Source organism: Streptomyces sp. NPDC048255, assembly GCF_040652415.1.
In the GTDB taxonomy this organism is placed as follows: domain Bacteria; phylum Actinomycetota; class Actinomycetes; order Streptomycetales; family Streptomycetaceae; genus Streptomyces.
On sequence record NZ_JBEZMA010000002.1, the window covers coordinates 307,672 to 330,829 of the forward strand.

Consider the following 23,158-nt stretch of genomic DNA (forward strand, 5'->3'; position numbering starts at 1 on the left):
ATGACGGCCGAGGGGGTCCATGGAGGCAGTCCCCGGCGGCGCCCGCTCTCACCCGCACTCCCACCAGAAGGTCGCTTCATGCCTCCCGCCGCCGCGCAGCACGTTCCCCCGGGTCCCGGGACCCCTCCGCGGACCCCGGTCGACCGGCCGTCCCGGAAACGCTCCGGTCAGGTGAGCATGCTGGAGCCCGAGCTCCTCGCGGCCTCGACCCGGGTGGCCGTGGCCAAGCTCCACCCACGTGAGCTGGTGAAGAAGCCGGTGCTGTTCGTCGTCGCGACCGGCTCCGTACTGACCACGCTCTCGGCCCTCGTCCACCCGTCCGTCTTCACCTGGGTGATCAGCGTCTGGCTCTGGCTGACGGTCCTGTTCGCCAACCTCGCCGAAGCGGTGGCCGAGGGCCGGGGCCGCGCCCAGGCGGCGTCGCTGCGCAAGGCACGGACCGACACGGTCGCGGTCCGCCTCGACCACTGGACGTACGGGGCGAACCTGCGCCACGCCCGGACCGAGGTGGTCACACCGGCCGAGCTCCAGCCGTTCGACTTCGTACTCGTCGAAGCGGGGGAGCCGGTCCCGGCCGACGGGGACGTGGTCGACGGAGCGGCGATGGTGGACGAGTCCGCCGTCACCGGTGAATCGGCCCCCGTCCTACGGGAGTCGGGAGGCGACCGGTCCGGTGTGACGGGCGGTACGACCGTCCTGTCCGACTCGATCGTCGTACGGGTCACCTCGCGCCCCGGGAACAGCTTCATCGACCGGATGATCGCCCTGGTCGAAGGGGCGTCCCGGCAGAAGACCCCCAACGAGATCGCGCTGAACATCCTGCTGGCCGCACTGACCGTGATCTTCATCCTGATCGTGGTGAGCCTCCAGCCGATGGCCGCGTACGCCGGAGCCGCCCAGTCGACGACCGTGCTGGTCGCCCTCCTGGTCACCCTCATTCCCACCACCATCGGAGCCCTGCTCTCCGCGATCGGCATCGCCGGCATGGACCGCCTGGTCCAGCGCAACGTCCTCGCGATGAGCGGACGCGCCGTGGAGGCGGCGGGCGACGTGAACACCCTGCTCCTCGACAAGACGGGCACCATCACCCACGGCAACCGGGAAGCCACGGCCTTCATCCCGCTGCCCGGCGTCGACCACATCAGGCTCGCGGACGCCGCGCAACTGTCCTCCCTCGCCGACGAGACCCCGGAAGGCCGGTCCGTCGTGGACCTGGCCCAGCGGTACGGGCTTCAGCCGGCCGCCGAGGAGGACCTCAGCAACCCCCGCTTCACCGAGTTCAGTGCCCGCACCCGGATGAGCGGCGTCAACCTGAGCTGGGACAACGGCGCCGGCTGCGCCATCCGTAAGGGCGCGGTGACCCAGGTCTGCGACTGGGTGGTGGCGCGCGGCGGAACCGTACCGGCCGAGGCGGCCACCTGGTCGGCGGCCGTGTCCCAGTCCGGAGGCACGCCGCTGCTGGTGGCGGTCCACGACTGGGACGGCCCGAGGGTCCTCGGCATCATCCACCTCAAGGACGTGGTCAAGGAGGGGATCCGGGAGCGCTTCGAGGAGCTGCGCCGGATGGGGATCCGTACGGTCATGGTGACCGGCGACAACGAGCTGACGGCCCGCGCCATCGCCGCCGAGGCCGGCGTGGACGAGTACCTGGCGGAGGCCACTCCCGAGGACAAGATGGCCCTCATCAAGCGGGAGCAGGCGGGTGGCAAGCTGGTCGCGATGACCGGCGACGGCACTAACGACGCCCCCGCCCTGGCCCAGGCCGACGTGGGCGTCGCGATGAACACCGGTACCTCGGCCGCCAAGGAGGCCGGGAACATGGTGGACCTGGACTCCAACCCCACCAAGCTCATCGAGATCGTGGAGATCGGCAAGCAACTCCTCATCACCCGGGGCGCCCTGACCACCTTCTCGATCACCAACGACGTGGCGAAGTACTTCGCGATCATCCCCGCCATGTTCACCGCGGCCCACCCGGGGCTCGGCGCGCTCAACATCATGGGCCTGAGCAGCCCGACCTCCGCCATCACCTCGGCGATCATCTTCAACGCCCTGATCATCGTCGCCCTCATCCCGCTCGCCCTGCGCGGCGTCCGCTACCGCCCCGCCTCCGCGCACGACCTGCTGCGCCGCAACCTCGGTGTGTACGGCCTCGGCGGCCTGATCCTGCCGTTCGTCGGCATCAAGCTCATCGACCTGGTGGTGTCCACCGTCCCCGGCCTCGGCTGAGGGGCTTCCGGCCGTCGTCCGGTACGGGGAGGAACCCACCCCCGACCAGCGAATGTTCAAGGGAAGGGCTCGCGCTACGCCACAGTGGGTCCGACCGCGTTAAGGACGCGTCAGGATTCGCCTGGCGGTGGTCCTGGTGGCGACCTACCTCGGGCTGAACGTGGTGGTCGTGGCGGTGGGCCTGTGGGAGGTGCTCAGCGAACCGCACGTCGTCACCGACTGGACGGAGGCTCTGACCACCGAGCACGGCAACCCGTTCATGATGATCGCCATCGCACTCATCGTGTTCCCGAAGCTCGCGCTGGGCCTCTCGGGTTTCGAGACCGGTGTGGCGGTCATGCCGCACGTCAAGGGCGACCCCGACGACACCGACGAGAAGCCCGCCGGCCGGATCCGCGGAGCGAAGAAGCTGCTGACGACCGCGGCCATCATCATGAGCGTCTTCCTGATCTGCTCCAGCTTCATCACCACGCTGCTGATCCCGGCCGACCAGTTCCAGCCGGGCGGCGAGGCCAACGGCCGCGCCCTGGCCTACCTGGCACACGAGTACTTGGGCTCCGCGTTCGGCACGGTCTACGACGTCTCCACGATCCTGATCCTGTGGTTCGCGGGCTCCTCGGCGATGGCGGGTCTGCTGAACCTGATGCCTCGCTACCTGCCCCGCTACGGCATGGCCCCGCACTGGGCCCGGGCCCTGCGGCCGATGGTGATCGTGTTCACCCTCGTCGCGTTCCTGGTGACGTGGATCTTCGACGCCGACGTGGACGCGCAGGGCGGCGCGTACGCCACCGGTGTCCTGGTCCTGATCACTTCGGCGGCGGTCGCCGTGACCATCGCGGCCCGCCGGGCGCGGGAGCGCGGCTGGACCATCGGCTTCGGCATCATCTCGGCCGTCTTCATCTACACCACGGCCGTCAACGTCGTGGAGCGGCCGGACGGCGTGAAGATCGGCGCCTGTTTCATCGGGGGCATCATGGCGCTCTCCCTCCTCTCCCGGCTCGCCCGGGTCTTCGAGCTGCGCGTCACGCACGTGGAGTTCGACGACATGGCGCAGCGGTTCATCCGGGACACCGCCCACCGCACCATCCGCTTCATCGCCAACGAGCCCGACAACCGGGACCTGGAGGAGTACCGGCAGAAGAAGGAGCAGATCCGCGCGGACAACGACATCCCGTCCGAGGACGACGTGATGTTCGTCGAGGTCACCGTCCTGGACGCCTCCGAGTTCGAGTCCGGCATGCGCGTACGCGGCGAGGTGCTGCACGGCCGTTACCGCGTCCTGACCCTGGAGAGCTCCAGCATCCCCAACGCGCTGGCCGCCCTCCTCCTCCACGTACGCGACGAGACCGGCCAGCGCCCGCACATCTACTTCGAGTGGACCGAGGGCAACCCGATGGCCAACTTCCTGCGGTTCTTCCTCTTCGGCCAGGGCGAGGTCGCCCCCGTCACCCGCGAGGTCATCCGCGAGGCAGAGCCGGACCGCGCCCGCCGCCCCCACGTCCACGCCGGCTGACGCCGACGGCGGACGCCGACGTCCGCCGTCTAACCGCCGATGTCCCGGTTGCGGAAGTCCTCCAGCGTCTCGCGCCGTACGAGGACCCGGGCCGCGCCCTCGTGGAGCGCGACGACCGCGGGCCGGCCGACGAGGTTGTAGCCGGAGGCCATGGACAACTGGTAGGCGCCGGCGACCGGTACGGCGAGCAGGTCGCCTGGGTGGATGTCGCCGGGCAGTTCCACGTCGGCCGCGAGGATGTCGCCGGCCTCGCAGTGCCGGCCGACGACCGTGGCCGTACGGGGTCCGGCCGCCGAGGCGCGGCCGACCAGGCGGGGTGCGTAGCGCACCCCGTACAGGGCGGGGCGGGGGTTGTCGCTCATGCCGCCGTCGACGGCGACGAACACCTTCTCGCCGGTGTGCTTGACGGCGAGCACCCGGTACAGGGCGACTCCGGCCGGACCGACCACGGCCCGCCCGGGCTCGATGAGGAGCCGGGGGACGGCCAACCGGGCGGCGGCGCAGCCCTCGACGAGCTCCGCGCGCAGCCGTCGGGCCAGCGCGGTGAGGTCGAGGGCGGCTTCGCCCGGCCGGTAGGCGATGCCGTGGCCGCCGCCCATGTCCAGTTCGGGAAGGACGATCCCGTGCGCGTCGCGGATGCGGGCCATCAGCCCGACCATGCGGCGCAGGGCCACCAGGTAGGGCTTCACTTCGGTGATCTGGGAGCCGATGTGGCAGTGCAGGCCGGTCAGTTCGAGCTGCGGCTGGCCGAGGATCCGCGTGACGGCGTGCTGTGCGCCGCCGTCCGTGAGGGAGAGGCCGAACTTCTGGTCGTCCGTACCGGTGCGGATCTTGTCGTGGCCGCCGGCCGAGACGCCCGGCACCACCCGCACCATGACCTTCTGGTGCCCCTCCGGCCCGACCGCGGCCGCGATCCGGGCGATCTCCGACGGACCGTCGATGACGATCCGCCCCACGCCGAGCCGCAGCGCCGCCCCCAGGTCGCGGGGTGACTTGGCGTTGCCGTGCAGCACGATGCGCTCGGGCGGGAACCCGGCGGTGACGGCCAGCTCCAGTTCCCCGGCCGAGCACACGTCCAGGCCCAGCCCTTCCTCCCGCACCCAGCGCACCATGGCGCGGGACAGGAACGCCTTGGCGGCGTACAGCACTTCCGCCTCGGGGAAGGCGTCCCGATAGGTCCGGCAGCGCCCGCGCACCTCACCTTCGTCGAGGACGTAGACGGGGGTGTCGAACCGCTCGGCGACCTCCGCCAGCGACACCCCGCCGACGGCCAGGCCGCCGTGCGGGAGCAGTTCCGCGGACGCGGGCCATATGGACAGGTCCTCCGCGCCGGCGGCGACCTCGGACAGAACGGCAACGGTCATCGGGACTTCCCTCTCACAGAGCGCGGACCCCGACCTCGACCGTCCGCGCCGGCACCGGGGTGACGGCGGGAGCGGTGAAGACCGGGTCGATCGTCAGCGGGCACGCGCCGAGCGGCGAAGCCAGGGCGCGCAGCGCCGGCTCGGACAGCCGGATCCAGGGCTGCTCCGCGCCGAGCGTCGCGGTCAGCACGTCTCGGCGGGTGAATCCGACGGCGGTGCGGTCGCCCAGAGGGGTGCGGAACATCCGGAGCACCACCTCCGCTGTTCCCGGCCGGACGGGCACGTAGAGAGGTCCGGCCGGGTTCCGTTCCTCAGGCTCGGGGTCGTCGTCGTACTGGAACAAACACATGGGGCCCTCCCAGAGGAACCACGAGTGGCAGTTGAGGCCCCGGATGCGGGGAGGCGGTCCGGGGCGCGACAACGAAGCTATCCCCGTTCGCCCGCACCTGAGGCCCTCCCGTAACGGGGCTTTGACGGCTACCGGCCAAGTCCATACGGATCGCTGACGGCCGGCAGCGGGGCGGGCGCACGCCCGACCCGGACCGCTCCGGTCCTCAGCCCGAGACGGCCTCGTCCCAGCCGCGGTTGACGGTCTCTCTTGCCTTCTCCCTCTGCGCCTCCGTCGGGAACGTCGGCGTGCCCTCGACCGTCGGCAGTTTCCCCGCGGCGGCCTTGTCGAGGGTGCCGTCCTTCTCCATGGCCTCCATGAGGACGGGGCGTGCGTAGGCGCCGAGCCGGAGGTTCTGGCCCTCCGGGCTGAAGAGGTACTCCTGCCACAGCCGTGCCGCCGCGGGGTGCGGGGCGTCCTTGTTCACCGCCTGCGCGTAGTACTGGGCGAAGCTGCCGTCGAAGGGGATGGCCGTCCGCCAGTCGACGTCCGTGCCCTTCTCGCGGAATTCGTCGGCGTATCCGAGGTTGAGGAAGTCCCAGTCGATGCTGATGGGGGTCTGGCCCTTCGCGATCGTGGCGGGGGTGGATTCGACCGGGATGAAGTTGCCGTTCCTGCTGAGCTCGGCGAAGAAGTCGATGCCGGGCTGGATGTCGTCGAAGGAACCCCCGTTCGCCAGGGCCGCGGCGTACACCCCGGCGACGGCGGAGCCGGACTTGGTGGGGTTGCCGTTGAGCGCGACCTTGCCCTTGTACTCGGGCTTGCGCAGGTCGGCGAAGGTCGCGGGGCAGGTCTTGACGCGCTTGGCGTCACAGCCGATCGAGATGTATCCGCCGTAGTTGTTGGACCAGCGGGCCCGGTGGTCCTTCTGTTCCTCGGGGATGTCGTCGTACGCGGCCACCTCGTACGGGGCGAGCAGGCCCTGCCGTGCCGCGGCCTGCGCGAACGAGCCCCCCACGTCGATCACATCGGGGGCGCGGCCGTCGCGCCTGTGCTCCTTCAGGGCGTTGATCTCGTCCTGGCTGGTGCCTTCCGGGTTCTCGACCGTGACCTTGATCCCGTACTTCTTCTGGAAGCCGTCGATCAGTGCGCCGTAGTTGGCCCAGTCGCCCGGGAGCGCGATCGTGTTGAGCGAGCCCTCCTTCTTCGCCGCTGCGGTCAGTGCCGCCATACCGCCGGCGTCCGCGGCGGAGGTGGCCACCGCGGGCGCTCTGGGCGTGGCGGGGGGCTTGTCCCCGCAGGCGCCGAGGGGCACCGCGAGGGCCAGGCAGGCGGCGACGGAGGCTGTCCGGAGACGGAGTACGGGCACAAAGGCTCCATAACGGGCGATCGCGTACTGATCGAGGCCAGCGTACGTTCGGCGGCCTCGGCAGCGCAGTCCCAGACGGTGGTGTCCGCCGTCTGCCCCGCGGCTGCCGTACCGGCGCGTTCTCAGAACCCCTCGTCGTCCCACCCGGCCAGGAGCCCCTCCCCGGGATCCATCGCGGGCGGCGCGGCCCCGGCGTGGAGGGCCTGCTCGCTCCAGATGATCTTGCCGCGGGCGGTGTAGCGGGTGCCCCAGCGCTCGGCGAACTGCGCGACGAGGAACAGGCCGCGGCCGCCCTCGTCGGTGGCCTCGGCCCGGCGCATGTGCGGCGAGGTGCTGGACCCGTCGGAGACCTCGCAGACCAGGCAGCGGTCGTACAGCAGCCTCACCCGGATGGGCTCGGTGCCGTAGCGGATGGCGTTGGTGATCAGCTCGCTGAGGATGAGTTCCGTGGTGAAGGCGATGTCCTCCAGGCCCCAGTCCGCCACCCGGCGCGCGCAGGCGTTGCGCACCGGGGACACCGCCGCGGGGTCGGGGTCCACGTCCCACTCGGCGATCCGCGCGGGGTCCAGCCGGCGGGTGCGGGCCACCAGCAGCGCGACGTCGTCGCTGGGCTTGGTGGGCAGCATCGCGTCGATCACCACGGTGCAGGTCTCCTCGGGGGTGCGGACGGGCCCGGCCAGGGCGGCGCGCAGCGCTGCCAGGCCCGCGTCCGGATCGCGGTCGCGGCTCTCGATCAGCCCGTCGGTGAAGAGCGCCAGCAGGGAGCCCTCGGGCAGCGTGAGCGCCGTGGTCTCCATGGGCAGCCCCGCGCCCAGGCCCAGGGGCGGGGAGACCGGTACCTCGGGGAACGACACGGTGCCGTCGGGGCGGACCAGTGCGGGGCCCGGATGGCCGGCGGTGGCGGCAGTCACCTGCCCCGAGACGGGATCGTAGAGGGCGCACAGGCAGGTGGCTCCGGTGATCCCCTGCCACTCCTGCTCGTCCGTGTCGATGTGGGTGACCAGCTCGTCCAGGTGGCTCAGGAGTTCGTCCGGGGGCAGGTCGAGGGTGGAGAAGTTGTACACGGCGGTGCGCAGGCGACCCATGGTGGCGGCGGCGTGGAGACCGTGTCCGACGACGTCGCCGACGACCAGGGCCACCCGGGCGCCGGGCAGCGGGATGACGTCGAACCAGTCGCCGCCCACCCCGGCCTGGGCGGGCAGATACCGGTGCGCGACCTCGACGGCGGACTGCTCCGCCACGCCCCGGGGCAGCAGGCTGCGCTGCAGGGTGACGGCCATGTCGTGCTCGCGGGTGTAGCGGCGGGCATTGTCGACGGACAGGGCCGCCCGGGCGGTCAGCTCCTCGGCGAAGGACACGTCCTCCTCGTCGAACGGCGGGGAGTCCTGCCCCCGCCAGTAGCCGGCCATCCCCAGCACCACGCCCCGGGCCCGCAGGGGTACGACGATCAGCGAGTGGATGCCGCGGTCCAGGATCTGCCGGGCGTTGGCCTGGTGCTGCGCCCGCCAGCGGTGGGTGGCGCGCAGGTCCGCCTCCAGGACCGCACGGCCGCCGGCCAGCCCGGCGGCCATGGGACCGGTCGGAGCGAACCGGATCAGCTCGCCGACGGGGGAGAGCGGGTGGTCGCCCTGAAGGCCGACGACGGCGGTGCGGCGCATCTCGGTGCTCGCTTCGGGCGGCTCCTCACCGCGCAGCACCGGGTCCAGCAGGTCGACCGTGACCACGTCGGCGAACCGCGGGGCCGCCACCTCGGCCAGCTCCTGCGCCGTGCGCTCCACGTTCAGCGTCGTTCCGACCTGCACCCCCGCGTCGTAGAGCAACTTCAGCCGCTCGCGCGCCACCTCGGCCCGGCCGGACAGGGCCCGCAGCTCGGTGGTGTCCCGCAGCGTGACGACCGTCCCGGCCTGCCCGTACGGGTCGGTGGGCCGGATGTTCACCGCCAGCAGCCGATCGGCCGCCATGTGCAGTTCGTCGGTCGCGGGACGGCCCGATGCGATCAGTTCGGCGATCCCCTCCGCCAGGCCCAGTTCCGTGACGGGGAGCCCTTCCGCGTCCGCCGGCAGATCCAGCAGCCGCCGCGCCTCGTCATTGGCCAGCAGCAGCAGCCGTCCGCCGTCGCCGACGATCAGTACGCCCTCCCGCACCGCGTGCAGTACCGCGTCGTGGTGCTCGTACATCCTCGTCATCTCGGCCGGTCCCAGGCCGTGGGTCCGGCGCAGCAGCCGACGGCTCACCAGAGCCGTCCCGCCCGCGGACAGGGCGAGCACCGCGGCCGCGCTGCCGAGGACGACCGGCAGCTGCCGGTTGACCATGCCCTGGACGTTCTGGACCGTGACCGGGGAGGAGACGACGGCGATGACGGAGCCGTCGGAGTCCTTGACGGGGACCACCGAGACCACGGACCGCCCCAGGGACCCCTCGAACGTCTCGGTGAAGGACTTGCCGGCCGCCGCCTCGGCGAAGGGGCCGACGACGTGTTTCCCGATCTGTTCCGGGTCGCTGTGGGTCAGGGTGAGCCCGTCGAGCGTGTACACGTTGATGCCGTCGACCCCGGCGATCTTCCGCGCCGCCTCGGCGCTCGGCTGCAGCACCGCGCTCGGATCGGGGCCGCGCAGGGCCGCGACGATCCCCGGAGATTCCGCGAACGTTCCGGCGGCGGCGAGCGTACGGTGCCGGGCGTCCAGCATGCCGGCGCTCCGGGCCTGCACCACGAGCGCCACCACCGCGGCGGCGACGAGCAGCACCACGACGGCCAGCTGCAGCAGGAACACCTCGCCGGCCACGCTGCGCACGCTCAGCAGGGAGGACAGGCGCTGCGGCGGTCGCGCCCTCGCCTCGGGCCGGGGGTGCTCCTGAGGCTCCTGGCGGCGCCCTGAGCGATGACGCCGAAGGGGAGAGCTCGTGGCCGAGCCGAGCAGACGCCTGAAATGTCCGAGGAGGTCGCTCATACTCCATTTTTCCCACCTCGATGGGCCGTCGGCAGCGGGGAGCGACGGCCGCCGAGCGGGAGCGATCCGGCGCGGGACGCCCCGGGGACCTCAGACGCGGGCGTGGGCGGTGAGCGTGTCGAGGAAGGCCGTGGTGAGCGGGTCGGGCGCGGGGCGGGTGCAGGCGCCCAGGATGCGGCGTACGGGCGGGTCGGGACAGAGGCGGCGGTCGGTTCAACCGCCGTTCGGGCCCATGGACTGCGCGGCCTCCTCGGCCCGCTTCTCCATCTCTTCCGGCGGGACGTCCTCCACGTGCGTGGAGATGTTCCAGCGGTGGCCGAAGGGGTCCTCGATCTGCCCGGAGCGGTCGCCGTAGAACTCGTTCTTGACCGGCGACAGCTGGGTGGCGCCGCGGGCGAGGGCGTCGGCGAAGACCGCGTCGACGTCTTCGACGTACACGTGCAGGGTGACGGGGGTGCCACCCACGGCCTTCGGCGAGCGGAATCCCATGTCCGGGTACTCGTCCGCGAGCATGATGATCGAGTTGCCCAGCTCCAGCTCGGCGTGGCCGATCTTGCCGCCCGGCGCCGGCATCCTCATCCGCTCGTTCGCGCCGAGCACGGAGACGTAGAAGTCGATCGCGGCCGCGGCTCCGTCGACACAGAGGTAGGGCGTGACGCGCGGATATCCTTCGGGAACGGGTTTGACGGCCACCGGGTTCCAGCCTTTCCGAAGAGTGGCGATCACCGCCGACCGCCGCCTGCGACCACTGATATCCCGATCCCGCGGGACACGCGCCGGCGCCGCGCGAGCGCCCCGCGACGGATGCCCCGAAGGGACGCGGCCGAACACGACCGGGCGGCGTGACCGGGGTGCGTCATGACCGGGGCGCGTCAGAGGAGTCAGCAATTGGTCAGTACGGCTCCTGAAAGACCTGGGGAGAGCTGACCGGAGATGCGAGTCGTTGTAGGGTGCCGGGACCGCCCTTGACCTGCATGAAGCAGGCAGGGAGCAGACATATCGGGAGTATTCGCATGCTTCGTACCATGTTCAAGTCCAAGATCCACCGGGCGACCGTCACCCAGGCCGATCTGCACTACGTCGGCTCCGTGACCGTCGATGCCGATCTGCTCGATGCCGCTGATCTGCTGCCCGGTGAGCTGGTGCACATCGTGGACATCACCAACGGGGCACGGCTCGAGACGTACGTCATCGAGGGGGAGCGCGGGTCCGGGGTCATCGGGATCAACGGCGCCGCCGCGCACCTCGTGCACCCCGGGGACCTCGTCATCCTCATCAGCTACGCGCAGATCGAGGACGCCCAGGCCCGGGTGTTCGAGCCCCGCGTCGTGCACGTCGACGGCGACAACCGGATCGTCGAGCTGGGCGCGGATCCCTCCGCCCCGGTGCCGGGTACGGATCAGGAGCGCAGCCCCCACGCGGTGGCTGGCTGAGGGGAGTCGGGGACCATGCCGCAGGACCGGAGCACGCCGATCGAGTTCCAGGACGAACGGAAGGCCGGACGGCTGCTCGCCGTCGAGGGCGAGGCAGTGGTCGGGTTCATCGCCTACTTCGTGCTCGCCGAGGCGCCCCACGCACTGGTGGCGGTGCACACCGTCGTCGAGCCGGAGCACGAGGGCCGCGGGATCGCCGGGGGGCTGGTGCGCACCTTCTACGGGATCGCCGCCGCCGAGGGCGTGCCCGTGGTCCCGCTGTGTCCCTACGCGGCGAGCTGGGCCGCCAAACATCCCGACGAGGCGCCCGGGGCGCCGGCCGCGGTGGTCGCGGCTGCCAAGGCGCAGCTCGCATCCGATGCGGACCTGTGGTGACGGGGCTGCTCCTGCTGCACACCTCGCCCGTGCACGTCCCGGTCTTCGACGCGCTGCGCGACCGGAACCACCCGGGGGCCGCACTGCGGCACCTGGTGGTGCCGGAGCTACTGGACCGGGCCCGCGCCGACGGGCCCGAGTCGGTGGCTCCGGCCCTGCTGGGGCTGCTCGCCGACGCCGGGCCGGGTCCCGTGCTGGTCACCTGCTCGACGATCGGCGCGGTGGCCGAGGCCCTCGCCCCCGCGCTGGGCGCCCCGGTGCTGCGCGTGGACCGGCCGATGGCCGCGGCGGCCGTGCGCACGGGCCGGCGGATCGCCGTACTGGCCGCCCTGGAGTCGACCCTGGCGCCGACCCGCGCGCTGCTGGCCGAGGAGGCCGCCGGAGCCCCGGTGTCGATCAGTACGCACGTGGTCGCCGGGGCCTGGGAGCGCTTCGCGGCGGGGGACACCGCCGGCTGCCTCGCCCGGGTGGCGGCGGCCGCCGAGGCCGTCACCGACGCGGACGTCATCGTCCTGGCCCAGGTCTCCATGGCCGGCGCCGCGGACCTGGCCGCGACCCGCGTCCCGGTGCTCGCCAGCCCTGCCCCGGGTCTGGCCGCCGGCCTGCGGCTGCTTTCCCCGCATCCCGCCTGATCGGGCCGTGCCGGGCGGCGTACCCGCCTCGATCGCGGGAAGGTGGGACACATGGTGCAAAAGGAAAAGCAAGAGCAAGAGCGCGAGGCGGACCAGACGCAGCCACCGGTCCCCGACCCGCAGCCGCCCGGGCCCGGGCCCGGCCCCACGCCGGGGCCGAACCCCTTCCCGGACCCCGAGCCCATGCCGCGGCCCGTACCGCCCGTCCCCGGGCCGGTGCCCGAACCGGACCCCGTACCCCCGCCGCCGGGACCCGCGCCGATTCCCCAGCCCGGGCCCCTGAGCTGAGGGCTTGCGCCCGCGTCAGTCCGTACGGACCTCGGAGCGGTCGCCGCTCCAGAGGGTGTGGAACGAGCCTTCGCGGTCGGTGCGCCGGTAGGTGTGCGCTCCGAAGAAGTCCCGCTGGCCCTGGGTGAGCGCCGCCGGGAGCCGCTCTGCGCGCAGGGCGTCGTAGTACGCCAGCGAGGCCGCGAAGGCGGGCACCGGGATGCCGTTGCCGACCGCCGCCTCGAGCACGGCCCGCCAGTCGTCCTGCGCCGCGCCGATCTCAGCGGCGAAGCTCTCGTCGGCCAGCAGGCTCGGCAGGTCCGGCCGGGCGTCGTACGCGGCGCGGATCCTGTCCAGGAAGGCCGCCCGGATGATGCAGCCGCCGCGCCACAGCGAGGCCATCGCGCCCAGGTCCACGCCCCAGCCGTACTCCTCGCTACCGGCCCGGATCTGGTGGAAGCCCTGGGTGTACGAGACGATCTTCGACGCGTAGAGCGCCTGCTCCACCTGCGCGGCGAAGGCATCCGCCGCCGCCGGGGACAGCGCGGCGGCCGTCGGGCCCGCCAGCCCGCGCGCGGCCGTCCGCAGGTCCTGGTGGCCGGAGACCGACCGGGCGAAGACGGCCTCGGCGATCCCCGACACCGGCACGCCCAGGTCCAGTGCGATCTGCACGGTCCAGCGGCCGGTGCCCTTCTGCTCCGCGGCGTCGGCCACGACGTCGACGAACGGGCGGCCCGTCGCGGCGTCCGTGTGCGCGAGCACCTCCGCCGTGATCTCGATCAGGTACGAGTCCAGGCGCCCGCGGTTCCACTCCCGGAAGGTCGCCGCGATCTTCTCGGGGGAGTAGCCGGCCACGTCGCGCAGCAGGTGGTAGGCCTCGCCGATGAGCTGCATGTCGGCGTACTCGATGCCGTTGTGCACCATCTTGACGAAGTGCCCGGCGCCGTCGGGGCCCACGTGCGAGGTGCACGGGGTGCCGTCCTCGGCCTTGGCGGCGATCTTCTCCAGCAGCGGGCCCAGCGACCGCCACGACTCCTCCGAGCCGCCTGGCATGATGCTCGGGCCCAGCAGCGCACCCTCCTCGCCGCCCGAAATGCCCACGCCCACGAAGTGGATGCCCTGCTCGCGCAGTTCCTTCTCGCGGCGCCGCGTGTCCTCGAAGTGAGCGTTGCCGCCGTCGATGACGACGTCGCCCTCCTCCAGCAGCGGGGCGAACTCCCGGATGACGGCGTCGGTGGGCTCGCCGGCCTTCACCATGATGACGAGGCGCCGGGGGCGCTCCAGCGCGTCGACGAACTCCTTCGCCGACCCGGCCGCCACGAAGACGCCCTCGTGCCCGAACTCCTCCACCAGGGCCGTGGTCTTCGCGGTGGTCCGGTTGTGCACGGCGACGGTGAACCCGTTCCGGGCGAAGTTCCGGGCGAGGTTGCTGCCCATCACCGCGAGCCCGGTGACGCCGATCTGGGCTGTGCTGGTGCTCATTGCGTGCGCTCCTGCGTGCTTCGATGTGCGGGGAGTGCCGACGCTACCCCGCCACCCCGTGCCGCCGGTCTCCCACACGTCGACAGAGCGTCAATTTCGGCTTGAGCGCGCCCTGTTGCGCCCCTTGTCAAGCCCTGTGCGTGGCGTTAGGTTGTGCGGTTCCTGATGTCTTCGATGGGGGCTCCCATGGGTGTACGGGGCCGGCACCGCCGGTATCAGCCGAGCAGCATCAACCGGGCCTCGCTCGCTCTCACCGCCGGCGGCGCCGGGATAGCGCTCCCGCTCATCGGTGCCGGAGCCGCCCACGCCGCCTCGGTGGACACCTGGAACAAGGTCGCCGCCTGCGAGTCCACCAACAACTGGCGCATCAACACCGGGAACGGCTACTACGGCGGCCTCCAGTTCAGCCAGAGCACCTGGCGGGCCTTCGGCGGCACCGTCTACGCCCCGCGCGCGGACCTGGCCACCAAGGACCAGCAGATAGCCGTCGCCGAGAAGGTCCTCAAGGGGCAGGGGCCGCAGGCCTGGCCCGCCTGCGGCAAGCAGGCCGGACTCTCCCGCAGCGGCCCGGCCCCGGCCCTCGCCCCACAGATACCGGGGCAGGCGGCGAAGCCCCAGGCGCAGCAGGCCCGCGCGGCCGCGCCCCAGCAGAGCGTCGCACCCCGGCCGACCGGCACCCCCGTCCTGCCGAGCCCCTACGTCGTCGCGCCCGGCGACTCCCTCTCGGCGATCGCCACCCGGCAGCACGTCGAGGGCGGCTGGCAGGCCCTGTACGAGACCAACCGGGCCACCGTGGGCGCCGACCCGAACCTGATCTTCCCCGGCCAGCGGCTCACCCTGCGGATCACCGCCGCACCGCCCGCCCAGAACCCGGAGAAGCCGCCGCGCACCGCGGAGCCCGTGCCGGCCCCCGCCACAGGCGCTCCACCGGCGGCGCAGAAGCCCGCCGCCCAGCCGCCGGCTGAGAAGCCCGCCGCCAAGCAGGCCGAGAAGCCCGCGGCCAAGTCCGTGGAGAAGCCCGCCGAGAAGCCCGCGGCAAAGCCCGCCGAGAAGCCCGCGCCCGCCTCAGCGCAGCAGAAGCCGGCCGCGGGCAGCTACTCGGCCCCCGTCGACGCAGCCCTGGGAACCGCCTACCGCGTCTCCGGCTCCTCCTGGTCCAGCGGCTACCACACGGGCGTCGACTTCCCGGTGGCGACGGGGACCTCCGTCAAGTCGGTGGGCCCCGGTCAGGTCGTCTCGGCGGGCTGGGCCGGATCGTACGGATACCAGGTCGTCATCCGGCACACCGACGGGCGCTACTCCCAGTACGCGCACCTGTCGGCGCTGGGGGTCAAGGCCGGGCAGCAGGTCTCGGGCGGCCAGCGGATCGGCCGCTCCGGCTCGACCGGCAACACCACCGGACCGCACCTGCACTTCGAGATGCGCACGGGACCCGGCTACGGCTCCGACATCGACCCGCTGAAGTACCTCCGCGGACATGGGGTCACCATCTGACCCGCGCACGTGCGCGGGCACGGCGGTGAGGAGGATCAGGCCGGACGCCGCCAGCACGGCACTCGCCAGCGCCGCCGCCGTGCCCGCGGCCCCGTACCGGAAGCCCTCGTCGAACAGGGAGATGCCGACCACCGCCGCGACCACCGGATTGACCACGGTCACCGTGGCCAGCGGCGCGGTCAGCCCGGCCCCCCGGTACGCCGCCTGGGACAGCAGCAGCCCGCCCGCGGCCAGTACGGCGATGGCCGCGAGGTCGGGCCCGAGGGCGCCCGGGGAGTCGGCGGTGAAGCTCTCGGCCACCGACTTGGTGAACACCGAGGCCATGCCGAAGGACAGGCCGGCCGCGGAGGCCAGCAGCACGCTGTGCAGCACCGGCCGGTGCATCCGGTGCGCCGCCAGGAACAACGCGGCCGCCCCGGCCCCGGTCGCGATCAGCAGCAGGCTCCGCTCGGAGCCCGCCAGCGCCTGCTCCGCCCGGCCGTCCCCGCCGGTCAGGGCCAGCAGCCCGGCCAGGCCCACCGTGGCCAGCAGCGCCCCGCGCCAGGCCGCCGTACCCGCACGGCGCCCCACGAAGAACGCCGCCATCGGCAGTGCGAAGACGATGGTGAGCGCGCCGAGCGGCTGCACCAGGCTCAGCGGTCCGTAGGCCAGCGCCACCACGTGCAGCAGGGCGCCGAGGCCGTTCAGCCCGACCGCCACCCACCACCCGGCCCGGCGCAGCGGAGCGTACGTCCGGTCCGGCGTGCTCGCCGCGACCCGTTCCTGGACGATCGCACCACCGGCGTACGCGAGGGCGGACACCAGGCAGAGAACGACCGACAGCGCTAGGGCACTCATAAGTTCCACAATGCCCCACCAGGACGATCTGTTCCTCCTCCCGGAGGAGGTCACGAGTCATCCTCCAGGCATAGTCCAGACGGAGTACGCGATCACTGCAGAGGTAGTGCGGGCGCAGTACAGAGGCAGTACAGATCCCCGCCGGCGCGCTCCCGCCGCGCGCGGTCACCGCTCCGTGAGGTGACACCGGGTTCGCGGAGCGTGAGGGGTACGTGATCGGGTTTGGTTCCGGGCGCGGGGAATCCGTACAGTTTCCCTTTTGGGGACTTCCGCAGCAGGCGGATGCGGACCAGTGAACAAGGAACGGCAGCGGCCATGACGGTGACCGAGGAAAGCCACGACTACGGACCGGGCATCGACCCCGAGCGGCTGGAGCTCTGCCTCAGCGTGCTCGACGAGCTGGACAAGCTCGACGTCGACCACCCCGACGCTGTCACGGTACGCCGCGCCACCGCCGGGCTCTACCGCACGGTCAAGCAGCGCCGCCGCCAGGAGCGCCGCGCCGCCAAGACCGCCAACGACAAGGCCGTCACCGAGGCGACCGCGACCGGCTCCGCCGAGCGCATCGACGACGAGACCGAGGGCCTCCTGCCCTCCTCGGTCACGGAGTCCGGCCGGATCGCCGGGATACTCCAGCGCCCGCGCTCCTGCTACATCTGCAAGACGCGGTACGTCGAGGTCGACTACTTCTACCACCAGCTCTGCCCGAAGTGCGCCGTCGAGAACCGGGCCAGGCGCGAGGCCCGTGCCGACCTCACCGGCAAGCGCGCGCTGCTCACCGGCGGCCGGGCCAAGATCGGCATGTACATCGCGCTGCGGCTGCTGCGCGACGGCGCCCACACCACGATCACCACGCGCTTCCCCAAGGACGCCATCCGCCGCTTCAAGGCGATGGAGGACTCCGGGGACTGGATGCACCGCCTGGAGGTCGTCGGCATCGACCTGCGCGACCCGGCCCAGGCCGTGGCCCTCGCCGACCAGGTGGCGGCGGCCGGTCCGCTCGACATCCTGATCAACAACGCGACGCAGACCGTGCGCCGCCTGCCCACCGCCTACGCGGCGCTGGTGGAGGGGGAGTCCGCCCCGCTGCCCGCCGGTGAGCTCCCCGCCCACCACGTCATCGGCGCCTTCAACTCCGGCGCGGTCGACGGCCTGGCGGCGCTGCCCGTCGGGGTGAGCGGGCTCGAGGCACAGAAGGTCGCCGACCTCGCCCTGGTCGCCGGCAACGCCAGCCTGGAGCGGCACCTCGCCGGCACCGCCATCGACGCGGGCGGCCTGCTGCCCGACGTCGTCGACAGCAACACCTGGGTGCAGACCATCGACCAGATCTCCCCGGTGGAGCTGCTCGAGACCCAGCTGTGCAACTACACGTCGCCGTTCATCCTGATCAGCGCGCTCCGGCCGGCCATGGCCGATGCCGCCCGCAAGTCGTCCAGCGGCCGGGCGTACGTCGTCAACGTCTCGGCGATGGAGGGCGTCTTCAGCCGCGGCTACAAGGGCGCGGGCCACCCGAACACCAATGCCGCCAAGGCCGCGATGAACATGGTGACGCGGACCAGCGGCCAGGAGATGTTCCAGACCGACCGCATCCTGATGACCTCGGTCGACACCGGCTGGATCACCGACGAGCGCCCGCACTTCGACAAGCTGCGCCTCGCCGAGGAGGGCTTCCACGCCCCCCTCGACCTGATCGACGGCGCGGCCCGGGTCTACGACCCCGTCGTCCGCGGCGAGGCGGGCGAAGACCTGTTCGGAGTCTTCCTCAAGGACTACGCCCCCGCCAACTGGTAGGAACCCCGGGGCCCGGCGGCCGCAGCACGCACCTGCGGACCGGGCCCTCAGGAGGAACAGGAAGAAGAGGACGCGGCCACCAGTTCCAGGACCGGCCGCCAGTCCTCCATCGACCCCGCGTCCAGGCCCGGCACCTTGCCCGCGTCGTCCGCCTGGCGCAGGGTCACGGCGGCCTCCGCGTCCGGGTCGGCCGCGAAGGCGCGGATCTCCGCCTCGCCTATCACCCCGCCCTGGGCCCGCAGGGTCAGCGCGCTCTGCGGGGACAGCGCCCGCTCCGGCTCCACCGCGGCCAGGTAGCGCTTGGCCGGCACGTGCAGCCGTACCAGCCGGGCCACCCGCTCGCCCAGCAGCGGGCGCAGGGCCGCCGCCGCGTGGTCGGCGTGGCCGGCGTCGTCACCCGGACGGAGCAAATGGCCGAGGTCGTGGACCAGGCCCGCGACCTGGAGTTCCTTGTCTGCGGGGTGTGAGCGGCGCAACAGGGCCGCCGTCTGGAGCCCGTGGTCGTGCAGGTCGACCGGGTCCCCGCTGCGGTCGGGCGTGTCCCAGGCACCGCGGCAGGCGAGCAGCATCTCCATCAGCTCCTCGACACAACTGACCGCCACCACACCGGACTTCGTCACCGGCCGCTCCCTCCGTCGCGTATGCCGGCGTCGAGCAGACCATCCGTCATGGACACCGCGGCCCACGACTTGCTGAACTCGCGGCGAAAACAAGCGGGCGGTGTGGATTTTGCCTTTCCATCGAGCGGGGGTGCGCTCATATGTGTACTCTGAGGGGCATCAAGACGGCCCCAACCGGGCCAAGCTCCACCATGGCGCCACCGCGTCCGGTATCCCTTTCTCCCTTGCCCGGCGCGGTTCGCCTGCCGGGTTACGCGACACAAAGGAGTGCGCGGTGACAGATACGAAGAAGCCCGACCAGGTGCTGCTGGAAGCTACGGTGCGGAAGAACAACCCCCGCTCGGATGAGCTCGGCAGTCTCGAGGTCTGGGCCCGGTCCGCCCCGATCAGGCTGGCGGGATACGAGGACGACCTGGCGGAGTCGCACATCCTGCCCGGCATCGACTGACCCCGGGCCGCGAGCCCGAGCGCCCCCGCCCGACCGGTGCCGGGGGCGCTGCCCTGCCCGGCCGGGGCAGGGCGCCGGGGGTTCCCGCATCCCGTACGCCGTGAGCGTCATCGCTGAGGGCGATCAAGGCTTCCGCGGGCCCCGCCGCACCGGCAGGGTGATCCGCATGAAGCTGCTGATGCTGGGTGGTACCGAATTCGTCGGACGCGCGATCACCGAGGACGCCCTCGCCCGGGGCTGGGAGGTGACCGTCTTCCACCGGGGCCACCACGCGCCCCCGCCGGGCACCTCGGCCCTGCACGGGGACCGCACCGCCCCCGGTGGTCTGGACGCCCTCGCCACGGGGGAGTGGGACCTCGTCGTCGACACCTGGAGCGGCGCCCCCACCGCCGTCCGTGACAGCGCCCGCCTGCTGCGCGGCCGGGTCGGAGGTTACGCGTACATCTCCAGCCGCTCGGTGTACGCGTACCCGGCCCCGGCCGGCCTCGCCGAGGACGGCCCGATCGTCGAAGGCTCGCCCGACGCCGGGTCCGTCGCCTACGCCGAGGACAAGCGGGGCGGCGAACTCGCGGCCCTGGACGCCTTCGGCGACCGCGCCCTGCTGGTCCGCGCCGGGCTGATCATCGGCCCGTACGAGAACGTGGGCCGCCTGCCCTGGTGGCTGAACCGGCTGGCCCGGGGCGGCCCCTTCCTCGCGCCCGGACGCCCCGGCCTGCCGCTCCAGTACGTCGACGTGCGCGACCTCGCGCGCTGGACCCTGGACGCGGCGGCCGCCGGACGCGGAGGTGCGTACAACCTGGTCTCCCCGCCCGGCCACGCCACCATGGGCAGCTTCCTGGACGCCTGCGCCGCCGCCACCGGAGCCGTGGCCGAGGCGCGCTGGACCGACGCCTCCGTCATCGAGGCGGCCGGGATCGAGCCCTGGACCGAGCTTCCCGTCTGGCTCCCGGAAGGCGAGCTGCACGACTACATGTTCGGCGCCGACGTCACCAAGGCCCTGGAGGCGGGCCTGGTGTGCCGGCCCGTGGAGGAGACGGTGGCCGACACCTGGGCCTGGCTGAGGTCGCTCGGCGGCGTGGCCCCCCACCGGCCCGACCGGCCGCAGAAGGGCATCTCCGCGGAGCGGGAGGCCGAGCTACTCGGGCTCTGACCGGGCGGCGTCCGCGAGACGGGTCGGCGGCAGGTACTCGCGCAGCAGCGTGCGGTGCCACCAGGCGCCCGTCTCGCGCAGCTCCCGCCAGGTGGTGAACCGGTAGCGGTACAGACGGGCCCGGACGTAGCGGGGCGGGGCGTCGGGGAAGGGGTTGTGGCGCAGCAGCCGCAGCGTGTCGCGGTCGCCCGCCAGCAGCCGCTCCACGAACGGCCCGAACCAGTCGCGCGCGTAGCCGGGGGAGAGCGCGGCGAACCACATCAGCCAGTCGAGGCGCAGGTGGTACGGGGCGAACTGGCGCGGAATCCTGCGCGGTCCGCCCGGTTTGCCCTTGAAGCCGTACTCCCGCCAGTCCCCGTCGGCGAGCGGCATCCGGTCGGCGGTGCCCTCGACCACCACCTCGTCGCGGATCCGGCCCACCGTGCCGAAGGCCCCGTAGGTGTTGACGAGGTGGAGCGAGTCGAAGGAGCGGTTCATCACCTGGCGCCGCGAGACCATGTTGAGCACCGGATGCCGGCTCAGCACCAGCACCAGGACGGTCACGGCGCAGACCAGGACCACGAACCACACCGGCGCCGCGCGCGAGGCGGCGGCCGGGGGAGCGCCCGCGAGCCCGGTGAAGTCGACGGCCGACAGGGCCAGCGTGATCGTCAGCCAGTTCAGCCAGGCGAAGTTCCCCGACAGCACGAGCCACAGCTGGGTGGCCACGATGGTCCCGGCGGCGTACGAGGCCACCGGCTGCGGGGTGAACAGCAGGACCGGCACCAGCAGTTGGGTGACGTGGTTGGCGGCGCACTCCACCCGGTGCAGGGGTCTGGGCAGATGGTGGAAGAACCAGCTCAGCGGCCCCGGCATCGGCTGCGTCTCGTGGTGGAAGTACAGGCAGGTGAGCTTGCGCCAGCAGGGGTCCCCGCGCATCTTGATCAGCCCCGCGCCGAACTCCACCCGGAAGAGCACCCAGCGCAGCAGCCACAGCACCAGCACCGGCGGCCCGGTCCGGGCGTTGCCGAGGAAGACGGCGAGGAAGCCCACCTCCAGCAGCAGGGACTCCCAGCCGAAGGAGTACCAGGTCTGCCCCACGTTCACGATGGAGAGGTAGAGCAGCCACAGCAGGGCCCACATGGCCATGGCCACGGCCAGCGGCACCTCGTCCCCGGCCCCCGCGGCCAGTGCGGCGGCCAGCGCCGCACCGGCCCAGGCGCAGCCTGCGAAGAGCCGGTCCGAGTAGCGCAGTTGGAACAGGCTCGGGGCGCGCCTGAAGGGCACGTACCGCACGTAGCGCGGCACGGGCAGCATGCCGTGCGCCCCGATCAGGGCCCGGAACTGCAGGGCGGCCCCGATGAAGGCGAGGAGGTAGACACCGGCCAGGGCCCGCTGGAAGACCAGCCGGCCCAGCCAGTACCCGGGCGCCGTGAACCAGTCCATCGTCTCCAGTATCGGGCCGGTCAGGCAGCGGTGGCCAGCCTGCGCAGGGTGTGGCCCAGCCGGCGCGCGTACCGCAGCTGGAGGAAGGGGACCGCGGGGCCCGCGAGCCGGGTGTACCAGCGGCCGGGGCGGCTGAAGGCGGTCACCGTGAACCACACCGTGCCGTCGGCGTCCATGTCCACGACGAAGGACTCCTCCCCGCTCTCGGGGTGGCCCTCCAGGGTTCCGTAGGCGAAGCCGATGCGGGCGGGCTCGTACGCCGTCCAGATCACCTCGCACGGAGCGGTGATCCGCAGCGCGCCCAGGCCGATGCCGACCTCCACGCGGCTGCCTGGCCGGACGGCGCCGGCATCGGCCCGGATCCGCATGCCCGAGGTCCGGTGGGCGTGGAAGGTGGTGACCGCGATTCCGGCGCTCTCGAAGACGGCCCGTCCCTGCCCTATCCGGGTGCGGTGGCGCAGGTGGTTGTATCCGGCGGGCAGGGGGCTGTGGGCGGTCGCACCCCGGTCGGGGTAGCTGAACATGCTGCGGCCGGCGCCGATGAGTCGGGTCATGGGGTGGTCTCCTCCGGACGGTTGGGTGCGTCTTCGGTCAGCCGGCGCCAGGCCAGCACCGAGCACAGGGCGAAGCCGAGCGCGTTGCCGAGGCCGTGGGTCGCGGCCATCCAGGTCAGGGTGGGGTGCGTGATGCCGGTGGCCTCGCCGGCCGCCCACCACAGGGCGAGCAGCATGGTGGCGACGAGGACGGCCGCCGAGACCGCCAGCAGGGCCCGGGTGGTCCGGTCGCGGGCCGGGGGCCGGATCTCCCGCCAGGTCAGCAGGGCCACGGCCCACATCCCGCCGGTCAGGACCACCGCGCCCGCCAGCTCGGCCCAGTCGTCGACGAAGTAGCCGAGGAGCACGAGCACGGTGCCGGCGGGGACGCTGTACGCAGCCCCGGCGGCCCAGGCACCAGGCGCCGCCGCCCGGCAGACCAGCCCGGCGACCAGGGCGGCCGCGAACCCGGCGTAGTGGAAGTGCGGCACGGTCAGCGCCAGGATGTCGAGGTCGAAGCCGAAGAGCCGGTGTCCGGCCCGTTCGGCGACCAGGGCCACTCCGGCGACCGACGGCGAGGCCAGGGCCGTGAGCACGGCGACCTCGGGCGGGGAGAGCGCCCGGGGTCCGCCGGCGGCGGCCCGGCGGAGGTTGCGCAGCAGCCGGGCCGGGGCCCGCGCCGCAAGGGCCAGCGTGGCCGCCGCGTACAGTGCCGCGAGCGAGGTGGCGAGGGCCCCGCGCGGCAGCCAGAGGCACACGGCCCCGGGGGCGGCGAGCAGGGGCCAGAGCCGGGCGGTGCAGCGCAGCCCGGCCGGGTCGATCAGGTGCAGGCCGGCGGGCAGGACGTAGAGCATGCCCAGGGTGACGATCAGGTTCACCAGTACCGTCACGCGGACTCCCCCGAAGTGCGGATCAACGCT

The 23,158-nt window shown here is 72.6% G+C and carries 18 protein-coding genes and 2 pseudogenes; 9 read left to right on the forward strand and 11 right to left on the reverse strand.

The genetic code is table 11. The features are described from left to right. Window positions 1-177: 177 nt before the first annotated feature. Both kdpB and AB0D94_RS03805 read left to right on the forward strand, forming a co-directional pair. Window positions 178-2,229, forward strand: coding sequence for a potassium-transporting ATPase subunit KdpB (gene kdpB / locus AB0D94_RS03800; RefSeq protein WP_362045051.1), 2,052 nt, complete (start codon window positions 178-180; stop codon window positions 2,227-2,229). A 115-nt stretch (window positions 2,230-2,344) separates the two neighbouring features. Next, window positions 2,345-3,742, forward strand: a pseudogene (locus tag AB0D94_RS03805) (amino acid transporter); the annotation flags it as partial. A 29-nt stretch (window positions 3,743-3,771) separates the two neighbouring features. On the opposite strand, the gene lysA reads toward AB0D94_RS03805, so the two are convergent. The 5 genes from lysA to AB0D94_RS03830 form a co-directional block, all read right to left on the reverse strand. Beyond that, window positions 3,772-5,106: a diaminopimelate decarboxylase gene (gene lysA / locus AB0D94_RS03810; RefSeq protein WP_362044988.1), complete on the reverse strand. Its 1,335-nt coding sequence runs from the start codon at window positions 5,104-5,106 to the stop codon at window positions 3,772-3,774. A 13-nt stretch (window positions 5,107-5,119) separates the two neighbouring features. Then, on the reverse strand, window positions 5,120-5,455 hold the full coding sequence (locus AB0D94_RS03815; RefSeq protein WP_362044990.1) for an SAV_915 family protein: 336 nt from the start codon (window positions 5,453-5,455) through the stop codon (window positions 5,120-5,122). A gap of 205 nt (window positions 5,456-5,660) precedes the next feature. Then, complete coding sequence (locus AB0D94_RS03820; RefSeq protein WP_362044992.1) at window positions 5,661-6,803, reverse strand: extracellular solute-binding protein; 1,143 nt, start codon at window positions 6,801-6,803, stop codon at window positions 5,661-5,663. A 122-nt stretch (window positions 6,804-6,925) separates the two neighbouring features. Further along, window positions 6,926-9,595: a SpoIIE family protein phosphatase gene (locus AB0D94_RS03825; protein WP_362044994.1), complete on the reverse strand. Its 2,670-nt coding sequence runs from the start codon at window positions 9,593-9,595 to the stop codon at window positions 6,926-6,928. Window positions 9,596-9,964: 369 nt separating this feature from the next. Further along, the gene (locus AB0D94_RS03830; protein WP_362044996.1) at window positions 9,965-10,444 is read right to left on the reverse strand and encodes a VOC family protein; all 480 of its coding nucleotides are present in this window, start codon (window positions 10,442-10,444) and stop codon (window positions 9,965-9,967) included. A 320-nt stretch (window positions 10,445-10,764) separates the two neighbouring features. On the opposite strand from AB0D94_RS03830, the gene panD reads away from it, so the two are divergent. Genes panD through AB0D94_RS03845 form a run of 3 tightly spaced genes read left to right on the forward strand, consistent with a single transcriptional unit; the run spans window position 10,765 to window position 12,191 of the window. Continuing rightward, entirely contained in the window at window positions 10,765-11,184 is a 420-nt protein-coding gene (panD, locus tag AB0D94_RS03835; protein WP_362044998.1) for an aspartate 1-decarboxylase, read from the forward strand. Window positions 11,185-11,199: 15 nt separating this feature from the next. Continuing rightward, entirely contained in the window at window positions 11,200-11,559 is a 360-nt protein-coding gene (locus AB0D94_RS03840) for a GNAT family N-acetyltransferase (protein WP_362045000.1), read from the forward strand. After that, window positions 11,553-12,191, forward strand: a complete 639-nt coding sequence (locus AB0D94_RS03845) for an aspartate/glutamate racemase family protein (protein WP_362045002.1) — start codon at window positions 11,553-11,555, stop codon at window positions 12,189-12,191. The genes AB0D94_RS03840 and AB0D94_RS03845 overlap by 7 nt, the downstream gene beginning before the upstream one ends. A gap of 303 nt (window positions 12,192-12,494) precedes the next feature. On the opposite strand, the gene gndA is transcribed toward AB0D94_RS03845, so the two are convergent. Beyond that, complete coding sequence (gene gndA, locus AB0D94_RS03850; RefSeq protein ID WP_362045004.1) at window positions 12,495-13,940, reverse strand: NADP-dependent phosphogluconate dehydrogenase; 1,446 nt, start codon at window positions 13,938-13,940, stop codon at window positions 12,495-12,497. Window positions 13,941-14,126: 186 nt separating this feature from the next. Between gndA and AB0D94_RS03855 the strand changes: the two genes are divergently transcribed. Then, window positions 14,127-15,434 carry a transglycosylase family protein gene (locus AB0D94_RS03855; RefSeq protein ID WP_362045006.1) on the forward strand — a complete coding sequence of 436 codons (1,308 nt, stop codon included), beginning with the start codon at window positions 14,127-14,129 and terminating at the stop codon, window positions 15,432-15,434. A 24-nt stretch (window positions 15,435-15,458) separates the two neighbouring features. On the opposite strand, the pseudogene AB0D94_RS03860 reads toward AB0D94_RS03855, so the two are convergent. After that, window positions 15,459-16,271 (reverse strand): annotated as a pseudogene (locus AB0D94_RS03860) (DMT family transporter); the annotation flags it as partial. 315 nt (window positions 16,272-16,586) lie between these two features. Here AB0D94_RS03860 and AB0D94_RS03865 point away from each other — a divergent pair. Further along, window positions 16,587-18,062 (forward strand): SDR family NAD(P)-dependent oxidoreductase, encoded by a 1,476-nt coding sequence (locus AB0D94_RS03865; RefSeq protein ID WP_362045008.1) that lies wholly within the window; start codon window positions 16,587-16,589, stop codon window positions 18,060-18,062. Window positions 18,063-18,109: 47 nt separating this feature from the next. Here AB0D94_RS03865 and AB0D94_RS03870 read toward each other — a convergent pair whose 3' ends face one another. After that, entirely contained in the window at window positions 18,110-18,664 is a 555-nt protein-coding gene (locus AB0D94_RS03870) for an HD domain-containing protein (protein WP_362045053.1), read from the reverse strand. 292 nt (window positions 18,665-18,956) lie between these two features. On the opposite strand from AB0D94_RS03870, the gene AB0D94_RS03875 reads away from it, so the two are divergent. Continuing rightward, window positions 18,957-19,130 carry a hypothetical protein gene (locus AB0D94_RS03875; protein WP_362045055.1) on the forward strand — a complete coding sequence of 58 codons (174 nt, stop codon included), beginning with the start codon at window positions 18,957-18,959 and terminating at the stop codon, window positions 19,128-19,130. A 166-nt stretch (window positions 19,131-19,296) separates the two neighbouring features. Continuing rightward, a complete protein-coding gene (locus tag AB0D94_RS03880) occupies window positions 19,297-20,280 on the forward strand; it encodes an NAD-dependent epimerase/dehydratase family protein (RefSeq protein WP_362045010.1) in 984 nt (327 codons plus the stop codon). Here AB0D94_RS03880 and AB0D94_RS03885 read toward each other — a convergent pair. The 3 genes from AB0D94_RS03885 to AB0D94_RS03895 are packed head-to-tail and all read right to left on the reverse strand — an operon-like array spanning window position 20,266 to window position 23,128. Next, window positions 20,266-21,705: a lipase maturation factor family protein gene (locus tag AB0D94_RS03885; RefSeq protein WP_362045012.1), complete on the reverse strand. Its 1,440-nt coding sequence runs from the start codon at window positions 21,703-21,705 to the stop codon at window positions 20,266-20,268. The genes AB0D94_RS03880 and AB0D94_RS03885 overlap by 15 nt on opposite strands. Window positions 21,706-21,725: 20 nt before the next feature. Continuing rightward, window positions 21,726-22,259: a DUF1990 domain-containing protein gene (locus AB0D94_RS03890; protein ID WP_362045014.1), complete on the reverse strand. Its 534-nt coding sequence runs from the start codon at window positions 22,257-22,259 to the stop codon at window positions 21,726-21,728. Next, the gene (locus AB0D94_RS03895) at window positions 22,256-23,128 is read right to left on the reverse strand and encodes a YndJ family protein (protein ID WP_362045016.1); all 873 of its coding nucleotides are present in this window, start codon (window positions 23,126-23,128) and stop codon (window positions 22,256-22,258) included. The genes AB0D94_RS03890 and AB0D94_RS03895 overlap by 4 nt, the downstream gene beginning before the upstream one ends. Window positions 23,129-23,158: the final 30 nt, after the last annotated feature.

Bases quoted from the DNA above. Each gene is read 5' to 3' on its own strand.
- AB0D94_RS03855 (WP_362045006.1), top strand. From the start codon at position 14,127: ATGGGTGTACGGGGCCGGCACCGCCGGTATCAGCCGAGCAGCATCAAC.
- lysA (WP_362044988.1), bottom strand. From the start codon at position 5,106: ATGACCGTTGCCGTTCTGTCCGAGGTCGCCGCCGGCGCGGAGGACCTG.
- AB0D94_RS03815 (WP_362044990.1), bottom strand. From the start codon at position 5,455: ATGTGTTTGTTCCAGTACGACGACGACCCCGAGCCTGAGGAACGGAAC.
- kdpB (WP_362045051.1), top strand. From the start codon at position 178: ATGCTGGAGCCCGAGCTCCTCGCGGCCTCGACCCGGGTGGCCGTGGCC.
- AB0D94_RS03890 (WP_362045014.1), bottom strand. From the start codon at position 22,259: ATGACCCGACTCATCGGCGCCGGCCGCAGCATGTTCAGCTACCCCGAC.
- AB0D94_RS03880 (WP_362045010.1), top strand. From the start codon at position 19,297: ATGAAGCTGCTGATGCTGGGTGGTACCGAATTCGTCGGACGCGCGATC.
- AB0D94_RS03865 (WP_362045008.1), top strand. From the start codon at position 16,587: ATGACGGTGACCGAGGAAAGCCACGACTACGGACCGGGCATCGACCCC.
- gndA (WP_362045004.1), bottom strand. From the start codon at position 13,940: ATGAGCACCAGCACAGCCCAGATCGGCGTCACCGGGCTCGCGGTGATG.
- AB0D94_RS03840 (WP_362045000.1), top strand. From the start codon at position 11,200: ATGCCGCAGGACCGGAGCACGCCGATCGAGTTCCAGGACGAACGGAAG.
- panD (WP_362044998.1), top strand. From the start codon at position 10,765: ATGCTTCGTACCATGTTCAAGTCCAAGATCCACCGGGCGACCGTCACC.
- AB0D94_RS03885 (WP_362045012.1), bottom strand. From the start codon at position 21,705: ATGGACTGGTTCACGGCGCCCGGGTACTGGCTGGGCCGGCTGGTCTTC.